Annotated in this window: 19 protein-coding genes; 10 read left to right on the forward strand and 9 right to left on the reverse strand. The window is 58.5% G+C overall.

Features of this window, described 5'->3' with window-relative positions:
- The first annotated feature begins 2 nt into the window (after positions 1–2).
- Both N7220_RS15750 and N7220_RS15755 read left to right on the forward strand, forming a co-directional pair.
- Positions 3–344 carry a hypothetical protein gene (locus tag N7220_RS15750; protein WP_283148468.1) on the forward strand — a complete coding sequence of 114 codons (342 nt, stop codon included), beginning with the start codon at positions 3–5 and terminating at the stop codon, positions 342–344.
- Positions 341–1,600: an MFS transporter gene (locus N7220_RS15755; RefSeq protein WP_283148469.1), complete on the forward strand. Its 1,260-nt coding sequence runs from the start codon at positions 341–343 to the stop codon at positions 1,598–1,600. Before N7220_RS15750 ends, N7220_RS15755 begins: the two co-directional genes overlap by 4 nt.
- A gap of 61 nt (positions 1,601–1,661) precedes the next feature.
- Here N7220_RS15755 and N7220_RS15760 read toward each other — a convergent pair whose 3' ends face one another.
- A complete protein-coding gene (locus N7220_RS15760) occupies positions 1,662–4,373 on the reverse strand; it encodes a bifunctional diguanylate cyclase/phosphodiesterase (protein ID WP_283148470.1) in 2,712 nt (903 codons plus the stop codon).
- A gap of 202 nt (positions 4,374–4,575) precedes the next feature.
- Positions 4,576–4,770: a hypothetical protein gene (locus tag N7220_RS15765; RefSeq protein ID WP_283148471.1), complete on the reverse strand. Its 195-nt coding sequence runs from the start codon at positions 4,768–4,770 to the stop codon at positions 4,576–4,578.
- Between the two features lie 391 nt (positions 4,771–5,161).
- Here N7220_RS15765 and N7220_RS15770 point away from each other — a divergent pair, with 391 nt between their 5' ends.
- The 4 genes from N7220_RS15770 (at position 5,162) to N7220_RS15785 (ending at position 8,200) form a co-directional block, all read left to right on the forward strand.
- Positions 5,162–6,046: an AraC family transcriptional regulator gene (locus N7220_RS15770; RefSeq protein ID WP_283148472.1), complete on the forward strand. Its 885-nt coding sequence runs from the start codon at positions 5,162–5,164 to the stop codon at positions 6,044–6,046.
- Positions 6,047–6,168: 122 nt separating this feature from the next.
- Entirely contained in the window at positions 6,169–7,098 is a 930-nt protein-coding gene (locus tag N7220_RS15775; RefSeq protein WP_283148473.1) for an NmrA family NAD(P)-binding protein, read from the forward strand.
- Positions 7,099–7,264: 166 nt separating this feature from the next.
- On the forward strand, positions 7,265–7,846 hold the full coding sequence (locus tag N7220_RS15780) for an NAD(P)H-dependent oxidoreductase (protein WP_283148474.1): 582 nt from the start codon (positions 7,265–7,267) through the stop codon (positions 7,844–7,846).
- 45 nt (positions 7,847–7,891) lie between these two features.
- Complete coding sequence (locus tag N7220_RS15785; protein WP_283148475.1) at positions 7,892–8,200, forward strand: putative quinol monooxygenase; 309 nt, start codon at positions 7,892–7,894, stop codon at positions 8,198–8,200.
- A 60-nt stretch (positions 8,201–8,260) separates the two neighbouring features.
- Here the strand turns inward: N7220_RS15785 and N7220_RS15790 are convergent, their stop codons facing one another.
- Positions 8,261–9,145 (reverse strand): AraC family transcriptional regulator, encoded by an 885-nt coding sequence (locus N7220_RS15790; RefSeq protein WP_283148476.1) that lies wholly within the window; start codon positions 9,143–9,145, stop codon positions 8,261–8,263.
- A 131-nt stretch (positions 9,146–9,276) separates the two neighbouring features.
- A complete protein-coding gene (locus tag N7220_RS15795) occupies positions 9,277–9,717 on the reverse strand; it encodes an SRPBCC domain-containing protein (protein WP_283148477.1) in 441 nt (146 codons plus the stop codon).
- A 203-nt stretch (positions 9,718–9,920) separates the two neighbouring features.
- On the opposite strand from N7220_RS15795, the gene N7220_RS15800 reads away from it, so the two are divergent.
- Positions 9,921–10,838: a LysR family transcriptional regulator gene (locus N7220_RS15800; RefSeq protein WP_283148478.1), complete on the forward strand. Its 918-nt coding sequence runs from the start codon at positions 9,921–9,923 to the stop codon at positions 10,836–10,838.
- Between the two features lie 230 nt (positions 10,839–11,068).
- Positions 11,069–12,793: a ubiquinone-dependent pyruvate dehydrogenase gene (poxB, locus tag N7220_RS15805; RefSeq protein WP_283148479.1), complete on the forward strand. Its 1,725-nt coding sequence runs from the start codon at positions 11,069–11,071 to the stop codon at positions 12,791–12,793.
- Between the two features lie 46 nt (positions 12,794–12,839).
- Here poxB and N7220_RS15810 read toward each other — a convergent pair whose 3' ends face one another.
- Positions 12,840–14,261, reverse strand: coding sequence for a carotenoid oxygenase family protein (locus tag N7220_RS15810; RefSeq protein WP_283148480.1), 1,422 nt, complete (start codon positions 14,259–14,261; stop codon positions 12,840–12,842).
- Between the two features lie 114 nt (positions 14,262–14,375).
- Between N7220_RS15810 and N7220_RS15815 the strand changes: the two genes are divergently transcribed.
- Complete coding sequence (locus tag N7220_RS15815; protein WP_283148481.1) at positions 14,376–15,110, forward strand: TetR/AcrR family transcriptional regulator; 735 nt, start codon at positions 14,376–14,378, stop codon at positions 15,108–15,110.
- A gap of 125 nt (positions 15,111–15,235) precedes the next feature.
- Here the strand turns inward: N7220_RS15815 and N7220_RS15820 are convergent, their stop codons facing one another.
- From N7220_RS15820 to N7220_RS15830, 3 genes are all read right to left on the reverse strand, one after another.
- Positions 15,236–17,776, reverse strand: a complete 2,541-nt coding sequence (locus tag N7220_RS15820) for a hypothetical protein (RefSeq protein ID WP_283148482.1) — start codon at positions 17,774–17,776, stop codon at positions 15,236–15,238.
- A 650-nt stretch (positions 17,777–18,426) separates the two neighbouring features.
- Positions 18,427–19,557 carry a glycosyltransferase gene (locus tag N7220_RS15825; protein WP_283148483.1) on the reverse strand — a complete coding sequence of 377 codons (1,131 nt, stop codon included), beginning with the start codon at positions 19,555–19,557 and terminating at the stop codon, positions 18,427–18,429.
- Positions 19,554–20,306, reverse strand: a complete 753-nt coding sequence (locus N7220_RS15830) for a glycosyltransferase family 2 protein (RefSeq protein WP_283148484.1) — start codon at positions 20,304–20,306, stop codon at positions 19,554–19,556. The genes N7220_RS15825 and N7220_RS15830 overlap by 4 nt, the downstream gene beginning before the upstream one ends.
- A 306-nt stretch (positions 20,307–20,612) precedes the next feature.
- Between N7220_RS15830 and N7220_RS15835 the strand changes: the two genes are divergently transcribed.
- Positions 20,613–21,953: an ATP-binding protein gene (locus tag N7220_RS15835; protein WP_283148485.1), complete on the forward strand. Its 1,341-nt coding sequence runs from the start codon at positions 20,613–20,615 to the stop codon at positions 21,951–21,953.
- Between the two features lie 22 nt (positions 21,954–21,975).
- On the opposite strand, the gene N7220_RS20845 is transcribed toward N7220_RS15835, so the two are convergent.
- The gene (locus N7220_RS20845; protein ID WP_283148486.1) at positions 21,976–22,944 is read right to left on the reverse strand and encodes a helix-turn-helix transcriptional regulator; all 969 of its coding nucleotides are present in this window, start codon (positions 22,942–22,944) and stop codon (positions 21,976–21,978) included.
- Positions 22,945–23,045 lie beyond the last annotated feature (101 nt).

A 23,045-nucleotide genomic window follows, 5' to 3' on the forward strand; every position in this document is an offset into this window, starting at 1 on the left:
ACATGCCTTGGGCACAGTGGATTGCGTGTTTTTTCGGTGGCGTCTTTTTCACCAACGCCGTGCCGCATCTGGTACGCGGCGTGACGGGCCAACCCTTTCAAACTCCCTTTGCCAAACCGTCCGGCAAGGGCTTGTCGTCTTCTTCCGTCAATGTGGTCTGGGGCTGGTTTAACCTGGTTCTGGCGTACGCGCTGCTGTTTCGAGCGGGAGACTTTGACATCCATGCCAGCGGCCACGTTGCCGCGTTTGGTCTGGGTATCTTGCTGATGGGCTTGATGTCGGCTCATCTCTTTGGCCCGTTGCATGGCGGCAGTCGCCCGCAACAACCGGGAGCAACCGGGTGAAGGGTACTTTTCGCTCGCTCAATATCCGCAACTACCGCATCTGGGCAGGCGGCGCATTGGTATCCAATGTCGGCACCTGGATGCAACGCACCGCGCAAGACTGGATCGTGCTGACGCAGCTAACGAACCATAACGCCACTGCGGTGGGGATCGTCATGGGCTTGCAGTTCGGGCCGCAAATCCTGTTGCTGCCGGTGACTGGCTTTGCCGCTGACCATCTGGATCGCCGCAAATTGCTGATGGCCACGCAACTGGCGATGGGGCTGCTGGCGCTGGGTCTGGGTTTGCTCACCGTCACTGGCCTGGTGCAGTTGTGGCACGTGTACATGTTTGCCTTCGGCCTGGGCTGCGTGGCAGCGTTTGATGCCCCGGCGCGGCAGACTTTTGTGTCCGATCTGGTCACCGAGGCGGAATTATCCAACGCCGTAGCGCTCAATTCCACCTCGTTCAATGCCGCACGGATGATCGGCCCGGCCTGCGCCGGGTTACTGGTTGCTTCAGTGGGTTCGGGTTGGGTGTTCTTGCTCAATGCGGCGTCTTACGTGGCGGTGCTGTTTTCGCTCAGCCGCTTGCGTATCGACGAATTGCATACCCGACACAAAGTGCCACGCCAGCGCGGCAGCCTGGTCGACGGGTTTCGTTATGTCTGGCACCGCCCGGACCTGAAAGCCATCTTGCTGATGCTGTTTCTGTTTGGCACCTTCGGGCTTAATTTTCCGATTTTCATTTCCACCATGTCGGTCACGGTGTTTCATCAGGGCGCGAGCAAATATGGGTTGCTGACCTCGATCATGGCGATAGGCTCCGTCACCGGCGCTTTGCTGGCTGCGCGTCGCGAAAAACCAACCATGGCCTTGTTGTTGATGGGGGCAGGTATCTTTGGCGCCGGGCTGACTTTGGCGGCGCTCATGCCAAATTACTGGCTGTTCGGGCTGATGCTGATTGTCATTGGCGTATCGGCGCAAACCTTCACCACGTCGGCCAACAGCACCATACAACTATCGACCGAGCCCGCCATGCGCGGGCGGGTGATGGCGATTTTCATGGCCATTGCGCTGGGCGGCACGCCGCTCGGTGCGCCAATTGTGGGCTGGGTGGCGGATGGCTACGGTCCGCGCTGGGCGTTGGCAGTGGGTGCGGCAGCAGGCTTCGGCTCTGTGCTGGTCGGTTTGCACTATCTGATGAAGTATCGCAATTTGCGGGTAAAACTGGTTGAGGGCCGCCTTCATTTCAGCATTGATGCGCTGGTCCCGTGACCAGAACACAATGATCGGCGCGGGTGTTCGCGGCTAGCGAAGGGTAAAGGCGCGTGGCGTTTTATCGGCCAGGCGTCGGTACCTCTGCCACTGCGCGGCCCCAGTCTTCAATCGGCATGGGGTGGCCGAATAAAAATCCCTGATAGGTGCGACAACCCATCGCGGTCAGGAATTCCAGCTGTGCCTGGCTTTCTACGCCTTCGGCAATCACCTGCAGCCCCAGCGACTGGCTGATGGCAATCATGGCGCGAACAATGGCGACGTCGTTGGCCGATTCGGGCACATCGCGCACAAACGATCGATCAATCTTGATCTGATCCAGCGGCAGTTGCTTCAGGTAAGACAGTGAAGAAAACCCGGTGCCGAAATCATCCAGCGAAAAAGTCACACCCAGTTGCCGGATCTGCTGCATGCGGGCGACGACGTCCTCAACTTGTTCCAGTACCACGCTTTCGGTGAGTTCCAGTTGCAGTCGCGCCGGATTGGCCCCGGTGGATTGCAAAGCGCCGCGCACCTGAGCCACGAAGTCGGGCTGGTGAAACTGGCGGGCGCTGACATTCACGGCCATTTTCAGATCACGCGTTTCTGCTTTGGCTTCCCAGACTTTGAGCTGCCCACAGGCACTTTGCAGCACCCACGACCCCAGCCGCAGAATCAGCCCACTTTCTTCAGCGACCGGAATGAACAATGCGGGTGACACGGGCTTGTATTGGGTCGGAAACCAGCGCAGCAGGGCTTCGGCGCCGATCAAGCCGGTGTCCAGGCTGAACTGGGGCTGGTAATACAGTTTGAACTCGGATCGCTGCAAACCGTTGCGCAGCGCCACTTCCAGGTTCGAGCGCGAGTCAATGACATCCTGCATGGCCGGGCTGAAAAAACGGACTGCGTTACGGCCTGCGGCCTTGGCCTGATACAGCGCCACATCCGCATGTTTTAACAGGGTGTGTTCTGGCGTTTCCTCGCCAAAGAACAGCGTCACGCCAATGCTGGAGGTGCTGTGCTGTTGCAGACCATCGTCCAGGATCAGGTAGGGCTGATCAAGCAGGCTGCGGATTTCTTCGGCATAGTCTTCGGCTAGACTGGCCGCCAGCGCCTGATCCAGCCCCAGTCGCTCCAGAATAACCACATACTCATCGCCACCCAGGCGGCAAATAGTATCGGTGGCGCGCAGGCGGTTTTTGATCCGCTGCGCCACTGCGATGAGTAGCCGATCGCCAAATTCGTGGCCACGGGTGTCGTTCAGTACCTTGAAGTTGTCCAGGTCCAGAATCATCAGCGCACCAAATTGCCCGCTTTGCAGGCTGGTCTGCAAAGCCTGGCTCAGCCGCTCCATCAACAAGCGGCGATTGGGCAGACCCGTGAGCGTGTCAAAGTAGGCGAGTTGGCGAATTTGTTCTTCTGCCTGCTTGCGTTCGGTGATGTCGCGAATCACCACTTGCAGGATGGGTTTGTCATCCAGCACCAGGGCAGTCAGCAGCACTTCCGCCGGGAACAGCTTCTGGTTGTCCAGCCGCTGGTACAACCATTCAAAATGGACATTGCCCGCTTTGAGCGCGTTGGCCACGGTGTTTTGCTGCTTCTCCAGCGAGTTTTGTCCGTCTTCTTGCAGTAAGGGCCATAGATCTGTCGGCTTGCTTGCCAGCAATTGCTCGCGCGAGTTCGCTCCCATCAGCCGCACCGCCGCCGGGTTGCAGTCGATCATGTTCTCGCTGTCTCGCAGCCACACCGCATCGCTGGTGGCGTCGTGCAAGGCGCGAAAGCGCGTTTGTGAGCGCTGCAACTGGTCTTTGCTATTGCTCAGTGCCTGTATATGGCGCATGTCTGACCGCCGCACCCGCCAGGCACTGAACGCCGCCGCGCAGCTGATCAAGGTAAAAGCCAGCGCGACGGCCAGGCCTAATGCCAGCTCTTTATACCAGGAGGCGAGGTAATCCGCGTCGGCCTGACCAACAAAGAAATACAGCGATTGCCCCTCAATCTTGCGAAATGCCATGCGCCGCTTGATGCCGTCCAGCTTCACGACTGTTTCGTAAGAAAAACCAGCTGGATGCTGCTTGACCATATCAATGGTTTTCTGCGAAACAACAGCATTACCGGGGCCACTATTTTTTCCCGAATACGCTGGAACGCGTACCCAGATACGCAACTGTGCGTCACGCAGGGCAATAACGCCCTGTTTGCCAATATCCAGTTGGGTAAACAGATCGGTGAACCAGGATAGCGGAATCAGCGCAAACACGATGCCGGCAAAAGAGCCGTCCGGCCGGTTCACGCGACGGCCCATCGCCACTGACCATTCGCCGGTCACGCGGCTGATGACGGGCTCGGAGAGGATCGAGTTCTGGTTCGGCTGCGCCTTCAGTTGCTGAAATAACAAGCGGTCAGCGATATTGCGCGCCGGGCCGGGTGGGACTTTTTCGCCATACAGCACGTTGCCCATAGCGTCGCTGATGCGGATGCCTTCAGTCTCTGGAATCCGCTTGCGCTGTGCAATGGTGTAACTGGACAACAACTGTGGATCAATACCGCCAGCGGCCAGTTGGCGCTCGGTTTCGACCGCCACTGAATAGATGACGATATCGAGTTTGTTGAGCGTTCCGGCCACATTGATAGCTAGCGATTGCGCCAGATTCTGGGTCCACGAGGTGGCTTGTTGCTCGTATTGGGCGTGGCTTTGATAGAGCGCACTGGCGATCAACACATAAACAAAAGTGTTGACCAACACCACACCCGCAGCGAGTCGAACGACAAATGAGCTACGAGGCAGTGGCATGTTTTTGGTAGAAACCTATATGCGCAGGTTTTATGAGTGTTACCCCGGGTAAGCCCTCCTTTTATAGCACAGCGGCATATATCTTACGGCAGCAAAACCACTGCTGCGTGGGGTGCCAGTGACACGCTACACACTGTTGCAACGCAGCATCGGCGCCACTTGCCGCTTCATCAGTACGGCAAATGGCATCTCATGCAAAGGCCTATGCGGCCAACCAGGCTGCACCTTCGGCTTTCATGGTTTTTTCCAGATCGCTGCCGCGCGTGGCAAAGACCCGGCTTAACGGAAAGCCACTCTTTTCCAGCACATAAGCCAACGCGACGTACTCGCGCGGGTATTTGGCAACCGTGGCTTTGTCTATTTCGACCGGGCCTTGTGGAAAGGTAAATATGCCCATGTCGTACACCCTCTGGCGGCGCAGCCGTTTCCACACACCATTACGTTTTTCCACCAGATCGCGAAATAATGACCGGCCCGCAGCCTTGCGAGCAGCCAGCGTCCCGCAAGGGGTGGCGCAGGGCCGCAGAGTGGTGCTGCGAGATGATCTGGCAGCAGGCCAGCTGATCCGCCCGTTGGGGGCTGTGGTGCAAACAACGGCGCTTGCCAGTTAGGCGATACACCGGCCGGCAAGCGCCCAACCGCCGCGGGTCGTGGCCTTTCGTGACTGGTTGCCGGATCAAGCTGCCGGATATCGGCTAGCTGGCTGAAACAGCTACCGCGCATGAATAATGCAGGATGGTGCTGCGGCCCAGTTGTAGCCCATCCCGACCATTTTCATGGAATGCATCATGCGCGTCATGGCACAGACCGAGCCCGCTCAACAAAAACCGGCAGCCAGAACCATCCTGAGTAGCGAAGGGCGGGGCTGGAACGGTTTGCAGGCGGATTTTTTGCATATCTCGCCGGGCTTAACGCTAGTGCCTGGGCAGACAGCGCATCGGCTGGGCGTGCATTTTGGCCGACCGGTCAATGCCGATTGCCATTGCGATGGCCGCCAGTATCGCCGGATTCAAAAACACGGCGATATCGACGTGGTGCCAGCCGGGCTGGACGGCACGTGGCAGGACGATGCTTCTTGTCATATTTTGCGTTTGCGCATCAGCCAGCCGTTGTGGCACCAGGTTTTACTCGATCTGGGACGGCAACCGGAGCAGTCTGCGCTGACCCCGCAATTTCAGCTGCGCGATGCCCGGATCGAAGCCATTGCCTGGGCGATCAAGGCTGAACTGGAATCACCCGTTCCGGCGGACCGCTTGTACGGCGAATCTCTGGGCGTGGCGCTGGCGGTGAGTCTGGCGCAAGCAGACAAGCGTGCGGCCAATTCACCGCTGGGTAGTGGGCAAACGTTATCCACCCGGCAACGGCGAGAGTTGCTGGAATATATCCACGCCAATCTGGACGGCACATTGTCGCTGGTTGATCTGGCGGCCATCGCCGGGTTGGGTGTGTCACATCTGAAAACCTTGTTTCGCAATACCTTTGGCGCGCCGGTGCATCAGTACGTACTGCGTTGCCGGGTGGAATACGCGCACGGACTGGTGTTGGCTGGCGACTTGCCATTAAGCCAGATCGCTCTGGCCGCCGGGTTTGCGGATCAGAGCCATATGGCCAGATGCATGCGCCGTTTGCTGGGGCAGACACCTGGCGCGCTGGCACGCCTTCACTCCGCTTAAATCCGTATTAATAACGCACGCAAAGTCATCGGCCAAACGTACCAAATCCTGGCCGAATCAACGCGATCAATCCCCTTTGCAGCGGTACTTTCTCTCCAGACTTCATGCTGGAGGGAAAAGCCATGTTCGTGATTTTAGGGGCAAGTGGTAAGACAGGCGGTGCCACCGCCGCAGCGTTACGCAAAGCCGGCCGCCCGGTGCGGGCGGTGGTGCGTGATCCAGCCAGAGCCGGGGCGCTGCAGGCGCTGGGATGCGAAATAGCCATTGCCGATGTGCGCGACAAAACCGCATTGGTCAAAGCAATGGCTGGCGCAACGGCGGTGCAGGTGTTTTGCCCAACCAGTGAGCATGCGGTGGATGCAGTGGGCGATATGCGCCGGGCCATTGCCAGCGTGGGCGACGCGCTGGATCTGGCGCGTCCAGCCGCCGTGCTGGCGATCTCGGATTATGGCGCGGAACACAGTACCGGCACCGGCGTGACTGGGTTGTTCCATGAACTGGAACAGCGCATGCGGCGCATTGCTTCTGCGCATGTCGTGCTGCGTTCGGCCGAGCATATGGAAAACTGGTCCAGATTGATTCCGGTAGCAGCGCAGACCGGCATGCTGCCCAGCCTGCATCATCCGGTGACCAAGTATTTCCCGACCGTGAGTTCAGCCGATGTTGGCGTTATCGCAGCCCAACTGTTGCTGTCATCCGCCACCTTCGAGCGCTCGGGCGGGGTGATTCATGCGGAAGGCCCAAGCCGTTATACAGTCACTGACGTCGCCCAGGTTTTGGGAGATTTACTGGATAGTGCCATTAACGCGTTTGAATTATTGCGTGAGCAATGGCAGCCCACGCTGGCACGTGGTGTGGGCGAGAGTTATGCCCGCCTGGTCACCGAGATGTATGACGCGCATAACGCTGGCCACATCGGCGCGCAGGAGGGCGTGGACGATATCCGTTATGGCCAGACCAGTCTGCACGATGCGCTCAAACCCTATGTGACCGCGTTATTGGCAACGCAAGCAAGCCAAACTGGCGCGCTGGCTGGCGGCGTTTTGCGCTAAGCCGGAGTCGGCCCGAAAGAAGGGGAATTTGCCAAAATGCGTCCCCTTTTTTCGGCTCGGTTGATTTTTAGTCAACAGTCCTGTGCCAGTACTCACGTTTTTCTATCTTTCCCGGACCTTTAGAATGCCGTCTTTCAGTTACTTTGCTGCAAGGCGGTTTAGCTTTATGTCCAATATTCTTATCGTTAATGCCAAAAAGAAATTCGGCCATTCAGATGGCGCGTTGAATCAGACCCTGAGTGACTTTGCCGCCCGTTATCTGCAAGAAGCTAGCCATACTGTACAAGTCACCACGGTGGACGACGGTTACGACATTGAGGCCGAAGTGCAGAAGTATCTGTGGGCGGATGTAGTGATCTATCAGATGCCGGGCTGGTGGATGGGCGCACCGTGGATTCTCAAAAAGTATCTGGATGAAGTGTTCACCCATGGCCACGGTACGCTTTATGGCAGTGACGGTCGCAGCCGCGCGGATGCCAGCAAAAAATATGGTTCCGGCGGGCTGATTCAGGGCAAGAAATACATGATCTCCACCACCTGGAATGCGCCGGTTGAGGCCTTTACCGAGCCGGACCAGTTCTTTGAAGGTGCAGGCGTGGATGGCGTTTATTTACCTTTCCATAAAGCCAACCAGTTCCTCGGCATGGCACCATTGCCCACTTTTATGTGTAATGACGTGATCAAACAGCCGTCCATTGACGCTGATATCAATCGCTATCGGGACCATCTGACCGAGCTGTTTGCCTGACGCCAGCCGTTTTTTTACCCAGGAACTACCAAGGAACTCACGCCCATGATTACCGTTATTGCTGAAATCAAAACCCGGCCGGGCCAGCGCGCCACGGTGCTGCAGGCAATCGATAAGTTGATCCCGCTGGTATTGGCAGAAGACGGCTGCAGCGGCTATCTGCCGCTGGTTGATGTCGCTACCGAACTGCCATGGCAGCACACCGCGCCGGATTCAATTTTCATGCTCGAATACTGGGAAAGCGTGAGCCACCTGGAAAAACATCTGGCTGTGGAACATATGAAAAAGCATGCTGCAGCGGTAAAAGACATGGTGGATGGGGTCTCCATTCACGTGCTCGATAAGGCGCTTTGAACCCTTGGCAGTCTGAATGCTGTGGATATCTGGCCCAGCACCGGATATCCATAGAGTCGCTCATTGCAGCGGCAGAAAAATATCAATGACCGCCTCGTTCTCCGGCACGTCCGGAAAGAACTTGATGCGCTGGCAGTAAACTGGAAAATCCCGCAGGTCCTCGCCACTTTGCGGCAGCCATTGTGCATACAGATATCCCACCGCTTCACGCAGTCCCTCATCCGCCCCGGTGTAACGCATGACCGCACAACGTCCTGCAGGAATGCTGGCTGGCACCACGCCAGATTCGTTAGGCAGAACAGGTTGTTCTGTCGCTGCACAAAGCCCCAGTCGGTATTGCGCGGCCGGTGTGGTTTGCGGGTCGTCGTACAGCAAATTGAAGGTGGCGCTGCGGCTGGGCGGCAGGTGATTCTGCTTGCGCCACTCAATAAACCGGCGGATGGATTCTCCGATCAATTGCGGATCGCCCCGGTGTTCCAGCAACGCAACCGGGATCGCGTTCACCTGCCTGATCTCAACCGGCTCGAATGCGTTTTCGATATTCATATGCTTGGCCCTCAATACAGCTAAAGGTTGATAGATAGCGTACCAGGGGCGCCATTGCGGTTGTTTGCGAAAGTCAGAGGGAGACTGGCCGATGTTTTTTCTGAAAGCGCGGGCAAACGCTTCCGGCCCTTGGTAGCCGCAGCCCAGCGCGATATCAATGACCTGCTGTTGCGGGCGAAATACCAGCTGGAACGCGGCCCGTTTCAGGCGCCGCAATTGCACGTACTTGTAAACGCCTATCCCCAGCAACCCTGAAAACTGGCGCTGGAAGTGATACTTTGAGCACGCAGCCACTTCACACAACTGATCGAGGTCCAGATCGCCGTCGAGATTGGCGTCGATGTACTGCAATACTTTGCGAAGACGGGCGCGGTAATGCGCGGCGTTGCTGGCACTCAATCTGGTTTCTCCTGGTGATTGAGAGACTATCGCCTGTTTGCCGACAATACCTGATCAAAATTGCGCAATCGTAGAAGAATCTGGCAAAAAAACCGGTGCTGATGGCCTGACCATCAAAGGCCATCGAGGCATTAATTATCTGCGTAACCATCCAGCCACGACCGGTTGGCATCGTGATTGCGCAAATCAACGCCATGATCCACCGCCGCTTTCATGGCCATAAGCACTGAAACCCAGCCAGCGGCCATTTCCATGCGCGCGGATTCAGTGACCTCAGTGGCGACCAGCAATAGCTCGGTGCCGCCAGCGCCGTCCGGTTGCAAAGAGAACTTCACGATCGTGCCAAAGTAAGCCAGCACAAACAGCCACGGCTCTTCGCGCGCCAGCACGCGCCCGGCGAAAGGGGCGTAATTGAGCATGTGAAAGCTGATCATGCCGCGGTTTTCCGGCGCGGATTCGGCCCAGAAACGGGCGCGCCCGGCATCGGTGGTCAGCGCCGCAAACACCTTGGCGGGCGATGAAATGAAATGCATTTTCCAGCGGATCATGCCCGGTTCAGGCTGAAATGGCATTGTGTACTCCCGTGCGATCGACGAACACGCGGCATTGGCGCATGGCTGCCAACGAACTGTTTTTTTGGTATGACGGTGATATTAAAAGAAGCAGGCCAGAATGTGGCCACAAGCGCTCTGGCAGACCCGTATCGCCGCATTTGGGGCCAGTTTCTGTTGTATTGGACTAACATGAAGCGCGATCTCGTCCAAAGGAATCGAACATGTTGCAGTTGGAAGAACTGGCTTTGCTGGAGGCCATCCGTGATACCGGCAGCCTCTCGCAAGCGGCCGCACGGCTGGGGAAGGCGCCATCGACCATCTCGCACGCTGCGCGCCAGTTGGAGGCACGGTTCGATGCCTTGTTGTTTGACCGCCGCCGTTATCGGCTGCAATTGACCCCCGCAGGAAAACTGCTGGCTGATGAAGCCGCACGCGTGCAGGCAGACGTCAAGCGCACCATGCAGCGTGTGCGGCAGGTGGCTAACGGCTGGGAAGACCGGCTGTGGATCGTCACCGACGAATTGCTGGAATTTGAGACGCTGTTGCCGGTGGTGCGGGATTTCGATGAGCTTGCGTCTGGCGTGTCCTTGCGGATTACGCATGAAGTCCTCGGTGGCACTTGGGAGGCACTGCGGGACGGCCGCGCCAATCTGGTGATTGGTGCCACCAATGAGCCGCAGAAAATGCCGGGGATTAACTGGGTGGAGCTGGGCGCGCTGGATTGGGTTTTTGCGGTGTCGCCACGACATGAACTGGCGCGCGTCACCGAGCCACTGAGCCGCGACGTGATTGTCCGGCATCGGGCCATTGTAGTGGCCGATAGCTCGCGTCACAGTGAAGGCCGAGTTTACGGCGTGCTGGGCGGACAAGCCGCGCTGGCGGTGCCGGGCATGCGCGCCAAAATCATGGCGCAACGCGAAGGCTTGGGCGTGGGCTGGCTACCGCGCCAACGCGTGGTGCATCTGCTGCAACAAGGTGCGCTGGTTGAAAAACAAACCGTCCAGCCGCGCGAGCCCAACATTTTGTATGTGGCGTGGCGCGAAGAAAGCGCTGGCCGTGCGTTGCAATGGTGGCTGGAAAAACTGCGGCAGCCGCGTCTGGCGCAACGCCTGGTGCTGGGGCTGGCAGCTGCCGGGTGACTGGATCGCTCCGGCGCACATGTTCAGTTCATCGCGCTTGCCCCTTGCTGTGGAGGGTGCGCCTTTGTCCTGTCGTATCCTCCATGTACCTCCTAGAATCAAAAGCACCTTTACGCCAACGCCGTTTTCCCCGCTGAACCATTTCGCCCACTGATGACTCGCCCGTAGCATCAGGCCAGGATCGGTTCGCCACAGACGCTGTGCTTTTGCCCTCACAAGGATGTTTTCACATGACCAGACTGGTAGCCGACGTACTCATCGATACCCTTGAAGCCCTCGGCGTGTCGCAGATTTTTGGTGTGGCGGGAGACTCGCTCAATGGCATTACCGAGGCCATCCGCCGCAAACCAGACATGCGCTGGGTCCATACCCGGCACGAAGAGGTGGCGGCCTTTGCGGCAGGTGCGGCAGCGGTGGTGACGGACGGCCTGGCGGTGTGTGCTGGCAGTTGTGGGCCGGGCAATCTGCATCTTATCAACGGCTTGTTTGATTGCCAGCGCAATCACGTGCCGGTACTGGCCATTGCCGCACATATCCCCAGTGGCGAGATCGGCAGTGATTATTTTCAGGAAACCCACCCGCAAATTTTGTTCAAGGAATGCAGCGTGTACTGCGAACTGGTTGCCACGCCGGAGCAATTGCCGCGCATGCTCGGCACGGCTATTCAGGCAGCGTTGACACACAAAGGCGTGGCCGTGCTGGTGCTGTCGGGTGATGTCGCGCTGAGCGCAGCTACCGATGTGCCTGATCCGGTCTGGCCGCGCCAGGCCAAACCACGCGTGCTGCCCGCGGTGGCCGAACTGGAGCATATGGCCGCTTTGCTGAATGAGGGCAAGAACATCACCCTGTTGTGCGGCGCGGGTTGCGCCGGTGCGCATGATGAAGTGGTGAAGCTGGCCGAGGCACTGCAAGCGCCAGTCGTGCATGCCTTGCGCGGCAAGGAATATATCGAATACGACAACCCATACGACGTGGGCATGACCGGGTTGATCGGTTTTGCCAGCGGCTATTACGCCATGGAAAGTTGCGACACCTTGCTGGTGTTGGGTAGCAGCTTTCCGTACCGGCAGTTTTATCCGCAAGATGCCAAGGTAATTCAGGTCGATCTGGCCGGTGAGCGACTCGGCTTGCGGCACCCGCTGGCGTTAGGTGTCGTGGGGGACGTGGGTCAAACTATCCGCGCCTTGCTCCCGGCGCTGAAAGCGCGAGGTGACCGTACCCACCTGGATCGCGCGCTGACGCATTACGCCAAAACCCGCAAAGAGCTGGATGAACTGGCGGTGGGTCATCCGGGTCGCAAGCCTATCCATCCACAATATCTGGCACAGCGGGTCAGTGAACTGGCTGCGTTCGATGCCATTTTCACCGCCGACGTGGGCACTCCGACGTTATGGGCGGCGCGTTATCTCAAAATGAATGGCCAGCGCCGCTTGATTGGCTCGTTCAATCACGGATCAATGGCCAACGCGCTGGCGCAAGCGCTGGGTGCCAAAGCTGCGGCTCCGCACCGCCAGGTCGTGGCACTGTGCGGCGATGGCGGGCTGACCATGTTGATGGGTGATCTGATCACCGCCGTACAAGAAAAGCTGCCAGTGAAAATTGTGGTGTTCAATAACGGCGCGCTGGGTTTTGTTGAACTGGAAATGAAAGCCGCCGGTTTTCTGGAAACCGCCACCGAACTGGTTAACCCGGACTTTGGCGCGGTGGTGACCGCCATGGGCTTGTATGGCCAGCGAGTGGAAGACCCCGCCGATCTGGATGCCGCGCTGGAGCGCGCTTTTGCCCATGACGGCCCGGCGCTGATTGACGTAGTGACCAACCGGCAAGAACTGGCCATGCCGCCCAAGGTGACGTTCTCGCAAGCACGCGGCTTCAGCCTGTATGTGGCCCGCGCCATTCTGGATGGGCGTGCCGGAGAAGTGCTGGAGTTAAGCCGTACCAATCTGTGGCGTTAGGCAGGCAGCTAGCGCGCCTGGCTGATGTCATCAGCCAGGCGCGTTGTTATCCCCAGATCGCGTCAGCAGTGGCTGCGTAACAATCGGCTGGCAGCCAGTTGCCATGAAACCCGTTGGGTACGCGAACTGGCAGTTCGATGGTGGCCAGTGGCCCGCGTGCCAGTTCCTGGGCGTCCAGAATCAGCACTTCGCTCAAGCCAAAGAGCCCGCAATACACCACCACCATAATCCAGCCGTCGCCTTCAGCCGCTGTCGCTGTGCGCGGCACAAATACCGGCTCAGAGGTGAGATAACCGGCAGGTAGTTCGTAGATATCTTGCTGGCCGGTGCGCATATCCAGATGCACGATGCGGCTGAACATTTCTGTTTCGCCGTCATTTGTGCGGTGGCCGGCAAACCAGCAGTGGCGATAGGCCTTGCTGGCAAAACGATCATCAATGCGCGGAAATTCACCAGGGATGTCGCACAGCAATTGCTCGGTAAAAGTGCGGCCTGGCGTGGCTGGATCAAAGGTCCAGCGATGCAGGCGCGCGCCATCCAGCGTGCAGGGCGGGTTGCCGTCGATATCGGGAAAGAGAGGCGCGACGGGAAAGCGCATTACATCGGCATAGACCACGCCGTTGTCTTCCCACGAGTTCATGGCATGAAACACGAAGCAGCTCGGGCCCTGCCACCACTCAACTTCTGTAGTGCCTTGCGCTCGTGGCCAGATGCCAATCCGGCTTTCGCGCCCAGGTTCCCAAGCATAGGCTGGGCCGCCTTGCATCGCGCGGGTCTGGCTGGCGGTGAGCGGCATTACCGGCAAGATCACCTGCGTGGCAGTAAACATAAAGTCATGCACCATGCTGGCGAAGGGCGCCGTGAAATGTTCAAAGCGGGTGGCCTCTCCGCTGGCGTTGAGGGTGCCGTAAGTCATGCCCGCGCTCAGTCGTTCCGGATTGCCATAACCAAAGAACAGCATTTCGCCGGTATCCGGATCGATCTTGGAATGTGCGGTAAACGGCCCCGAAATCGCGCCCGCAAAATCGATACTGCCGCGCGTGGCCAGGCTGAGCGGATCAATCTCGATGGGCAAATGCGCCTCTTCCAGCGCCATTAAACGGCCACCATGCCAGACGATATGGGTGTTGGCGGTGCCATGGCTTTCTGTATCCGGTGTGGCGGGCACGAAGTCACCCTTGCTGGCCGCCCCAGCCTGATGCCGCGCCAGTTCCTGGGTACGCGTCCAGCGATTGCGGTACCACACCCCACCTTCGTGAAAACGGATGGCATGTAGCATGCCGTCGCCGGTAAACCAGTGCGCGTCTGGGGCAGGATTGACCGGGTTGGGGCCATTGCGCAGCAACGTGCCTGCCAGCCCGGCGGGAATGATGCCGTGAACGCGCAGAGGCCCGGCATCGGTTTCGACGCTGACCGGTTCATCGTTAAGGTCGCGCAATGATTCTGCGGGCGGGGTGAGGGCGGTCATGCGTTGGCTCCGTTATCTTTCCGATGGAAATTTTCCAGTGGAAAGATGATGGCGTGAGATAGTATGATCGTCAACATCATCTCCATTCCGCCTGTCAGGTGTAACCAGACCGTCATGAGCTCATCAAATCGTCGTGCCGGCAATACATCGCCCGCTGCAGAAGACATGAATCCCAACCCGGCGATAGCTACCCGCGCTGAAGACCACAAACGTCCCTTCCATCATGGCTCCTTGCCAGGTGCCTTGCTGGCGGCGGCAGAAGTGGTGTTGCTGCGCGATGGGCTAAAGGGTTTGACGTTGCGCGCGATTGCCCGCGAGGCCGGGGTTTCGCATACCGCACCCAAACATCATTTTGGCGATGTGGCTAACGTATTGAGCGAACTAGCCGCCGTGGGACATCTGCGGCTGGCGCAGCGGCTAGCGGATAGCGCTGGCGATTTGCCGCACGGGCAGGCGCGCCGCAGTGCCATTGCTCGCGGTTATGTGATGTTCGGTGTAGAAAATCCGGGCCTGTTCCGCTTGATGGATCGCAACGAAATGCTGGATTACACCCGCCCGTCGCTGCTGGCGGCATCACGTGTCTCCGCGTTGGCCTTGGCTGGCGTTTTTGAAACGCCAGATGCTGCAACCTCGCCAGACGAAGGCAAGGCATTTGCGCCGCTGAGTGCCAGTCAGGCCGTGGCGATGACTGCGGCTTGGGGCTATGTGCACGGCTTGACCAGTTTGCTGATCGATAACCGGCTGGATGCCATTGTGGGAGCTACAGCTAGTTTTACCGACGCACTCTCGCTGGTGGAAGCGGCAATCGGCCAGACGCGTATTGCGCTGGATTCCCCCACTATCGACTGACCCAGCTTTACTGTGGTCGCGGCGATCTCCTTGCAGAAAAAAAGGCCCGCATTGCTGCGGGCCTGAGGGAGTTGCCGGCATCTGCCATACCGGCGGTTGTTTCTGGTTAGCGGATCAAACCCGGTTTATGGAAAGGTCGTCAGATCAGAGACCTGATTGGCCGCGTTGGCTGTGGCGCCGGTGTTGTCGATCACGTGAGTGATTTCGCCCACGCCGCCCAGCGACACCGTGACCAGGTGCGTAAAGTTCACGCCCGGCACTTGCGGTGCTTCAAAGCCGTTGGTGAGCTTGATGGCGTTGTTGGTGTTGAAGAAGCAATACACGCCGACGCCGTATGCCTGATGGCTGGTGACTGAGTCGGCCACCTTGTAAGACGCATAGCCGTTCTCGCTGCCTGCCATCCAGTCGCTTTGCTGGGCGACGTCATACGGAGCCTCGCTCTGGTAGAAGTACACCTTGCCGCCATTGCCGTTCCACAGGGTCTGATACTGCTGGTAGTGCTCCACCGCCAGACCGTAGATGGTGACATTGGCGCCGTTGACGATTACGCCGTTGGTGGCTTTGTTCACCGTCCAGCCCACACCGCTCCCGTGGTCCGCACGCCATGCCCAGAAGTTGTCGCCGATCACGTTATTGCTGTTGATGATCAAGCTGGCATCCGCCGAAGCACCTGGCACCACACCGCCAATACGGAAGTAGATGTCATGCAGCGAGGTCGGATCCGCCGCGTGGCTCACGCCAGTGGTGGTGGCGCCAATCTTCAGCAGGGCGGGTGAATCAGCCGCACCGGCATCAAACAGCAGGCCAGCGATCTTCACACCGTCGACGTCAGAGACATCCATGGCATCCAGACCGGTATCGGGTTCCAGCGTAGCCAGACCCAGACCCAGCACCACGGTATCGGCGCGAGTCACGCGGATGGTGTCATTCAGATGGTAAATACCCGGGGTAAAGATCAGGTTTTTACCAGCTGCCAACGCGGCGTTGATGGTCTGCGCGGTATCGATGTTTTCCTTGGCAATGTAGAACTGGCTGATCGGAATCGACTGGCCCTGTGGCGTCTTGTTAAACCATGTGGTGCCCACGCTGTTGGTTTGCAGCGACGGCACAAACACGCTGTAGTTGCCCGCGGCGTCAATGGTCAGGAACGGTTTTTCCCGCGTGACCGGAGCCTGCGTCACGATGGTGTACGGCGGCGTTGGCCACGATGCCGCCGGGTTGTTCACATCACCCACGAACACCATGTTCCAGTTGCCACCAACCCAACTACCCCACTGGGTATTGCGGCTGATCCACTGCTGTTGCGAGCCCGAACTGATCTGGCCATCGATCACCGTATCGGAGATAAAGCCACCGCTAGACCAGCCGCAGTACGGCGAGCACAGCGTCACGTTGCCTTTCACGTGCATGCGGCGGAATGGTGCCGCTTGCGACACGGCCCAGCGATCGGTACCGCTGGTTGGGGTAACCGCCATGTTTTCAGCTGAACGCCAGAAGTTCTGCGTGGCGTTTTCGTTGTCCAGCCATTCCGCTTCGACGTGCACGCCACCGTTGATTTGTGTGTCATCCGGCGACATACCTAGACCCATCACATCGGTATAGAAGCCGATGTTCACGTCCAGGTTGTAAGTACCCGGCTTGAAAACGATTGCATAACGCTGCGTGCCAAACTGGTTGGTTTGCTGCTGGTTAAAGATGTTGGTCAGCTGAGTTTGAACGGTGGCGGTATTCATCGTCGGATCAAAGATCAGCACGTTCGGACCAAAATCTACCGGGCCGCTTGGAGTGGGCGCCGGTGTTGGCGTCGGAGCCGGAGTAGGCGCAGGTGTTGGCACCGGCGTAGGTGCTGGAGTCGGAGCTGGAGTTGGGACTGGCGTCGGCGCCGGGGTTGGAGCCGGCGTCGGTGTTGGCGCAGAACCGGCGTAGGTCAGTGTTTGCGTCGGCGTATCAGCCGCCGAGCCGTTCGCCTGGCCGATGGTGTACGAGTAGTTAATCACCGCGCCTGCTGGCACGCCGGTGATCTGGTAGGTGTTGTTGGTGCCGCTATTGGTCATGCGCACGTTTATCTGGCCGCCGCCATTGATCGTGTAATGGATATCAGCCCAGCTGCCGCCATTGGCATAGAACGCAACTACGCCACCCGCCAGTTGCGTGGCGCCATAGCTGGCGGCAGGCGTTGGGGCCGGGGTTGGCGCGGGCGTTGGCACCGGCGTCGGTACTGGAGTGGGAACTGGCGTAGGGACGGGAGTCGGTGCCGGAGTTGGCGTTGGTGTTGCTGCGCCGGTATAGGTGAACTGGCTCCAGGCCGTATCGCTGGCGGACCCATCGCTCTGGCCCACGGTGAACGAATAGCTCACGGTGGCGCCAGCCGGAATATTGCTCACGGTGTAGCTGTTGTTGGTGCCGCTGTTGGTCATGCGCACGTTCAACTGGCCGCCGCCATTGATCGTGTAGTGGATATCAGCCCACGTGCCACCATTGGCGTAAAACTGCACCACGCCGCCGCTTTGCTGCGTATAGCCCGTGCTGATGCTGGCCGCATGCGCGAACGGTGCCATTACCAAAACGCCCGCCGTCAAGAACGGGCCGGGAGCCGCAGCCAGGGTTGCCAGCGTTAAGGCAATCCAGCGTTTGCGGCTGTTCAGGTACTGCTTGTTGCTCTGCATTTATTGTTCTCCTCCAGATTGAAATCGACTTCATGAAATCCATTTCATCGTCGTTCCAGGCGGCAATTGACACAAGTAAATGCTTTACCCTACATGTCTTGATGGTTACGCTGTTCTGACTAATAAAATAGCCATTCAAACCGTTGTGACACCGCAAATTAATACACGTGTGCAACCGACGAACGTCATGACGTGGTGCATAACCGGTGGCCGGTTGATCCATATTGGTGCCGATAAATATGGCCCAATCCTGGCCATTCCGGCCGATACGGGAGGATGAAACCACCAAAAGACACGGGTTTTATTCCGGACGAAGGCAGTGTTTATTAAAAAAATCGATTTTTAATCAACTGCTTGATAGCCAGAACAGGTTTGTCATGAAAACCGTGGAGATTGAGACTGGGAGCCAGTGCGGACTGGTCGCGGGCGTCTGGTTACATGCACAAAATGGCCGATATATCGCCTGGTCGACGCACTGTTAACGGGCGCGAGGGAGCGAGAGCCAGACAAATTGAAATCGCTTTCATTTGTCTGTCGTTTGTTGCTGAAAGTTGAACGACTTGAGAGATCAGCCTGCTGGCTGTCAGCAATGGCGCCAGCAAAACGGCCCGGTCGCGTAGGCGGCACGGGCTGTGGGCGGGCGGGTTGGATCAGGCCTGGTTGTGTGACTCGACGGCAATGCCTGGCGTGGCCGCCGGCGCAGTGGCAATGGCGGCAGTTCGTGGACGACGGCGTTCGTTCAATAGCTGCTCAAACATCACCAGATAGGCATCGGCCATGGTGTCTAGCCGATGCGTGCGTTCGAAGTATTCAGCGGCTTTGCTGGTCATGGCACCAAGCCAGTCCGGCGCATCCAGCAACTGGCCGATATTGCGTGCCAAGCCGCCGGCGTCGCCAGGCGCGCTCATCAAGCCGCGATCGTCGGCCAGCAGTTCTTTCAAACCACCCGCGCTGGTGGAGGCGACGGGCACTCGCGCACTAAAGGCATCCAGCACACTGCTGCCCAAACCTTCTTCCCGCGAGCTCATGACAAACACATCGAATAAGCCAAACAGCGCTTCCACATTCTGTTGGTAACCGGCAAACAGGAAAGTGTCTTGCAGTTGCAAAGCGGCCACGCGAGCCCGCACTTCCGGTTCCAGGGCGCCAGCGCCAAAATGCACAAAGACAAAGTCGTTACGACGCTTTTTCAGCGCGGCAATGGCATCCACCAGCATCAGCGGGTCTTTGTCCGCGGCCAGGGCCGACGTGGTGGCAACGACTTTGCGCTGGCCGATTCCCAGTTGCCCGGCCAGCATCTGGCTGCGTGTAGCGTTTGGCGAGACCGGCAATACTGCGTCGGCAATGATGGGCACGTGCTGAATGCCCAGCGCTTGCACGCTGTTGGCGCAGGCTTCACTGATCGCAACAACCAGATCGGTCTTGCGATATTTGAAACGGGTCAACGCACCTTTCAGACGGAACGCCACCCGCCGCGAATACACCACTAGCGTGCGATGTAGCGGTTTGGTCAGCACAGCCCAAGTCAGCATATGACCGGTTTGCACATGCAAAATATCGTAGCGCTTGCCACTTAGCGCCAGAAAGCCGATCACGCCGCCGCTGCCTTTGCGCTCATGCACCACAAAACCTGCAGCACGGGCGCGTTCGCCAATCTGGCTCCCTGCACGGCACAACAAATGAACGGTGTGGCCTTCCTCGCGAAACTGCAGCATGGACAATATGGTTTGCCGCTCGCCACCGCGCCAGCCAGCTTCGAAATTCAACTGAAGAATATTCATGATTTCACTCGGGTTTGCCCAAGCTGCGCCAGTTTGGCGTAGCGATAGAAGTTGCCGATACCGGCGGTGATGGCCAACAGCAGGCCCTCTCGGCCGTCCAGAAAACCGCCCATCACGGTGTAGTGGCGAAAGAACGTCCAGAAACCGCGAAAGCAGGCGCCAGGCAGTGAAGCGCGTTTGCCTTTGGCGAATTTTTCGTGCGCGGCGTCGGTGGAATAGCGGTTGATCTTGCTGATTACGCTTTCCAGATCGGGATAGCTGTAATGCAGAAAGTGTTGCTGCAGGCGGGCGACTTTGCCGCTGCAGATCAGCCGTTCATGGACAGCCGCGTCGGTAAAACGGGCGGTGCCGCGACGGAACAGGCGCAATACGGGGTCAGGCCACCAGCCGCTGTGGCGAATGAAGCGGCCACAAAAGCTGGACAAGCGCGGAATCTCAAAGGCATCGCACTGCGCGCCATGCAGGCTCAGCAGAATCTCGTCGGCCAGTTCTGGCGTGACGCGTTCGTCGGCATCAATGGATAACACCCAATCGCCGTCGGCCAGATCCAGCGCGCGGTTCTTTTGCGGGCCAAAGCCGGGCCAGTTGGTTTCCAGGACGGTGGCGCCCAGCTCGCGAGCAAGCTGCACGGTGCCATCGGTACTGCCGGAATCAACCACAATGATTTGATCGGCAAAATGCACCGATGCCAGACAATCGCGCAGGTTGGCGATCTCATTGTGGGTAATGAGGATTACGGACAAACGCATGGTGGATTGACGGTTTTTTATATTGATTACGGATGAAAAATGGCGGCAAGGCAGAGCCGGAGAACCGCGAGCAGAGATACTTGGTGTTACTCGGGGCACCTTAAGACGCGTTCCTTAAGGTTTACTGAAGGGGTTTGGCAATATTTGCCGAATGCAAAGGATTCGCTGATTTACAACAAATAGTGCACATTAATTACGATAAAAACCCGCCAGGTGGTATCTGGCCGAGCGCTCACCCGCGGGGCATCTCGGGCTATAGTGCTGGCCACTTCCATCAACTTTTTTTTGCGTAAACGCCCACTGCCAATGTTCCATTTTCCGCGTTCCATTGCTGGCCGCCTGCTCAGCTATTGTTTGATCAGCCTGATTCTCATCGCCACGGTGGCGCTGGGTTGGGGCTATGTGATGGCGCGTAAACGCAGTGAAGGCTGGTTCGACCGGCGCCTGCAGGAAAGCGCGCAGTTACTGCTGGCGTTTGAGCTGGATGAAGCGCGCCCCAATCGGTTGCGTTCGGGCGATGCGGCGCAATTGCCGACGGGGCCGATTGCAGTACAAATCTGGGCCCCGGATGGTCGATTGTTGTTTGCCTCACCCAATGCGCCAGCATGGCCATTTACCCGCGAAGGCGGTTTTCTGCGCCGCGAGTTCGCTGGTACGGCATGGCGGGCCTATGCGCAGTGGGATCAGGACGGCGACTTTCTGGTGCGGGTGATGGAGGATTATCACGATCACGACCAGTTCATGCGTTTGCTGGTGCTGCGGCAAGTTCTCACGTTGTTGATCGGTGTGCCATGTCTGGCACTGGCGCTGGTGATCAGCATCCGTCGTGGCTTGCTGCCCTTGCAGAAACTATCGCGAGATCTGGACGAGTTTGATCCACGCAATCCTCAGCGTTTTGACTCTGAAACGCTGGTGGCCGAATTGCAAAAACCGGCGATCGCACTCAACGCATTGCTCGATCGTGTCGACGTCATGCTGGAAAAAGAACGCAATTTCACCGCAGATGCGGCCCACGAGTTACGTACGCCGTTTGCCGCATTGCTGGTGCAAGCCGAAGTGGCGCAGACCTCGAAAGACGAAGCACGGCGCTTGCATGCCTTGAAGGGATTGCAAGATGGCGCCAAGCGCGGGGCGCATGTGGTGGAGCAATTGCTGGCACTGGCCCGGCTGGATCGGGCAGAGCGCTTGCCGCGCGAACAATTTGATCTGGTCAACCTGTGCCGCAATGCGCTGGGCGAACTCGCCGGGCAAGCTGCAGCGAAAGACCAGCATTTAAGCTTTACCGCGCCGCCAGCGTTGCAAATTGAAGGTCATGCGGTGGCGTTGGTGACCGCGTTACGTAACCTGGTGGAAAACGCGATCCGCTATTGCCCCAGCCAGAGCAGTATCAACGTCAACCTGCAACGGGTGGCCGATGGCGTGCAGTTGCAGGTTGAAGATAACGGCCCGGGGATTCCCGAGCAATTGCGCGCTCGCGTGCTGGACAGGTTCTTTCGCAACGCCGACGCGGGCGAGGAGGGCTGCGGCCTGGGGTTGTCGCTGGTGGCGCAAGCCGTGGCCCTGCATGGCGGCAGCATCGTGCTCGACCAGCCACAAAATCAGCCGGGCCTGGTGGTTCGCCTTGTCCTGCCGCTCAAGCTTGGCTGAACTTCATTCGCGTGATATCGGGTCAAGCTGGTTCGACATTGCTGCTGCGCCAGTCTTTTGGCGTCATGCCAAAGTGGCTGCGAAAAGTGCGAATGAAATAGCTTTGCGTGGCGTAGCCGCACGCCCAGGCGATCTCTTTTCCCGCCAGCGTCGGGTCCCGTAATAGCCTGGCGGCGCGCTCCATGCGCAAACGCGTGATAAATGCGGCCAGATGCTCTCCGGTGGTCTGGCGGAACACATGCGAGAGATAGTCGGCGGTGCAGTTCGATTGTTCAGCCAGACCGCGCACGCTCAGTTGCTGATCACCCAACTGGTTCTTGATGAGTACGCGCGCGCGAGCTACCAGCGGTGGCTCCGGGCGGGCCTCAGTGTCGGCATCGTCCAGTGCTTGTAAAACCCCGGCTGTGGCGGCGGCAATCAAGGCGCGAGTTTGAGTATTGGCCCAGCTCGTCGTCGCGTCGGTGGCGGCAGATGTTGCGCCAGACCTGGCTGCGTCGCTCAGCCAGTTATGAATATGCGGCGCTTGCGGATGCAGCCGTGCTTCGAGGTGCAAAATGCCGGGGCGGCCGGGTTCGATTTCGTGCGCCAGATGACACGTCAGTGCGGTGCCTTCAGCGTAAATCACCACATTGCGAAACGGGCTGGCGGCGTCTTGAGACGGAATACGCTCTGCGTGCAACACTCGCGGCGGCAAGATCAGTACCTGACCGGGCTCCAGCAACAAGCTGGCATCGCCAAAGCGAAATTGCGTGCTGCCACTGACCTGCAAGAACAACTCCGGTGCCAGATGAAAATGGCCTTCGCCCCGCGCCAGCGTGTCATTACCGGCAGGTGGGCGGCGAATGACTTGTGTACCGCTCGCCAGCCGCTGCAAAAAATCCGACAGATATTGCCGCATGACCCGCCCCTGCTCGGGCGCGCTGGTGCGGGTGCTTTTGAACGGGCTGGCCGCATTGGCCAGGTTCAGACGACTATCCGGGTTTTTTAGCATTCTTTGCAGTTTTGTCGCAGCAATTCAGATTGAGAGGCACGCTGCGTGGCGGCTAATCTTGCACTACCGCTTGCCGCAACGGTGAATGGTGATCTGTTATA

This window comes from Silvimonas soli (assembly GCF_030035605.1).
GTDB lineage: Bacteria > Pseudomonadota > Gammaproteobacteria > Burkholderiales > Chitinibacteraceae > Silvimonas > Silvimonas soli.

Bases quoted from the DNA above. Each gene is read 5' to 3' on its own strand.
- N7220_RS15825 (WP_283148483.1), bottom strand. From the start codon at position 19,557: ATGAATATTCTTCAGTTGAATTTCGAAGCTGGCTGGCGCGGTGGCGAG.
- N7220_RS15760 (WP_283148470.1), bottom strand. From the start codon at position 4,373: ATGCCACTGCCTCGTAGCTCATTTGTCGTTCGACTCGCTGCGGGTGTG.
- N7220_RS15820 (WP_283148482.1), bottom strand. From the start codon at position 17,776: ATGCAGAGCAACAAGCAGTACCTGAACAGCCGCAAACGCTGGATTGCC.
- N7220_RS20845 (WP_283148486.1), bottom strand. From the start codon at position 22,944: ATGCTAAAAAACCCGGATAGTCGTCTGAACCTGGCCAATGCGGCCAGC.
- N7220_RS15780 (WP_283148474.1), top strand. From the start codon at position 7,265: ATGTCCAATATTCTTATCGTTAATGCCAAAAAGAAATTCGGCCATTCA.
- poxB (WP_283148479.1), top strand. From the start codon at position 11,069: ATGACCAGACTGGTAGCCGACGTACTCATCGATACCCTTGAAGCCCTC.
- N7220_RS15795 (WP_283148477.1), bottom strand. From the start codon at position 9,717: ATGCCATTTCAGCCTGAACCGGGCATGATCCGCTGGAAAATGCATTTC.
- N7220_RS15810 (WP_283148480.1), bottom strand. From the start codon at position 14,261: ATGACCGCCCTCACCCCGCCCGCAGAATCATTGCGCGACCTTAACGAT.
- N7220_RS15800 (WP_283148478.1), top strand. From the start codon at position 9,921: ATGTTGCAGTTGGAAGAACTGGCTTTGCTGGAGGCCATCCGTGATACC.
- N7220_RS15830 (WP_283148484.1), bottom strand. From the start codon at position 20,306: ATGCGTTTGTCCGTAATCCTCATTACCCACAATGAGATCGCCAACCTG.
- N7220_RS15785 (WP_283148475.1), top strand. From the start codon at position 7,892: ATGATTACCGTTATTGCTGAAATCAAAACCCGGCCGGGCCAGCGCGCC.
- N7220_RS15765 (WP_283148471.1), bottom strand. From the start codon at position 4,770: ATGGGCATATTTACCTTTCCACAAGGCCCGGTCGAAATAGACAAAGCC.
- N7220_RS15835 (WP_283148485.1), top strand. From the start codon at position 20,613: ATGTTCCATTTTCCGCGTTCCATTGCTGGCCGCCTGCTCAGCTATTGT.
- N7220_RS15750 (WP_283148468.1), top strand. From the start codon at position 3: ATGCCTTGGGCACAGTGGATTGCGTGTTTTTTCGGTGGCGTCTTTTTC.
- N7220_RS15815 (WP_283148481.1), top strand. From the start codon at position 14,376: ATGAGCTCATCAAATCGTCGTGCCGGCAATACATCGCCCGCTGCAGAA.
- N7220_RS15775 (WP_283148473.1), top strand. From the start codon at position 6,169: ATGTTCGTGATTTTAGGGGCAAGTGGTAAGACAGGCGGTGCCACCGCC.
- N7220_RS15770 (WP_283148472.1), top strand. From the start codon at position 5,162: ATGCGCGTCATGGCACAGACCGAGCCCGCTCAACAAAAACCGGCAGCC.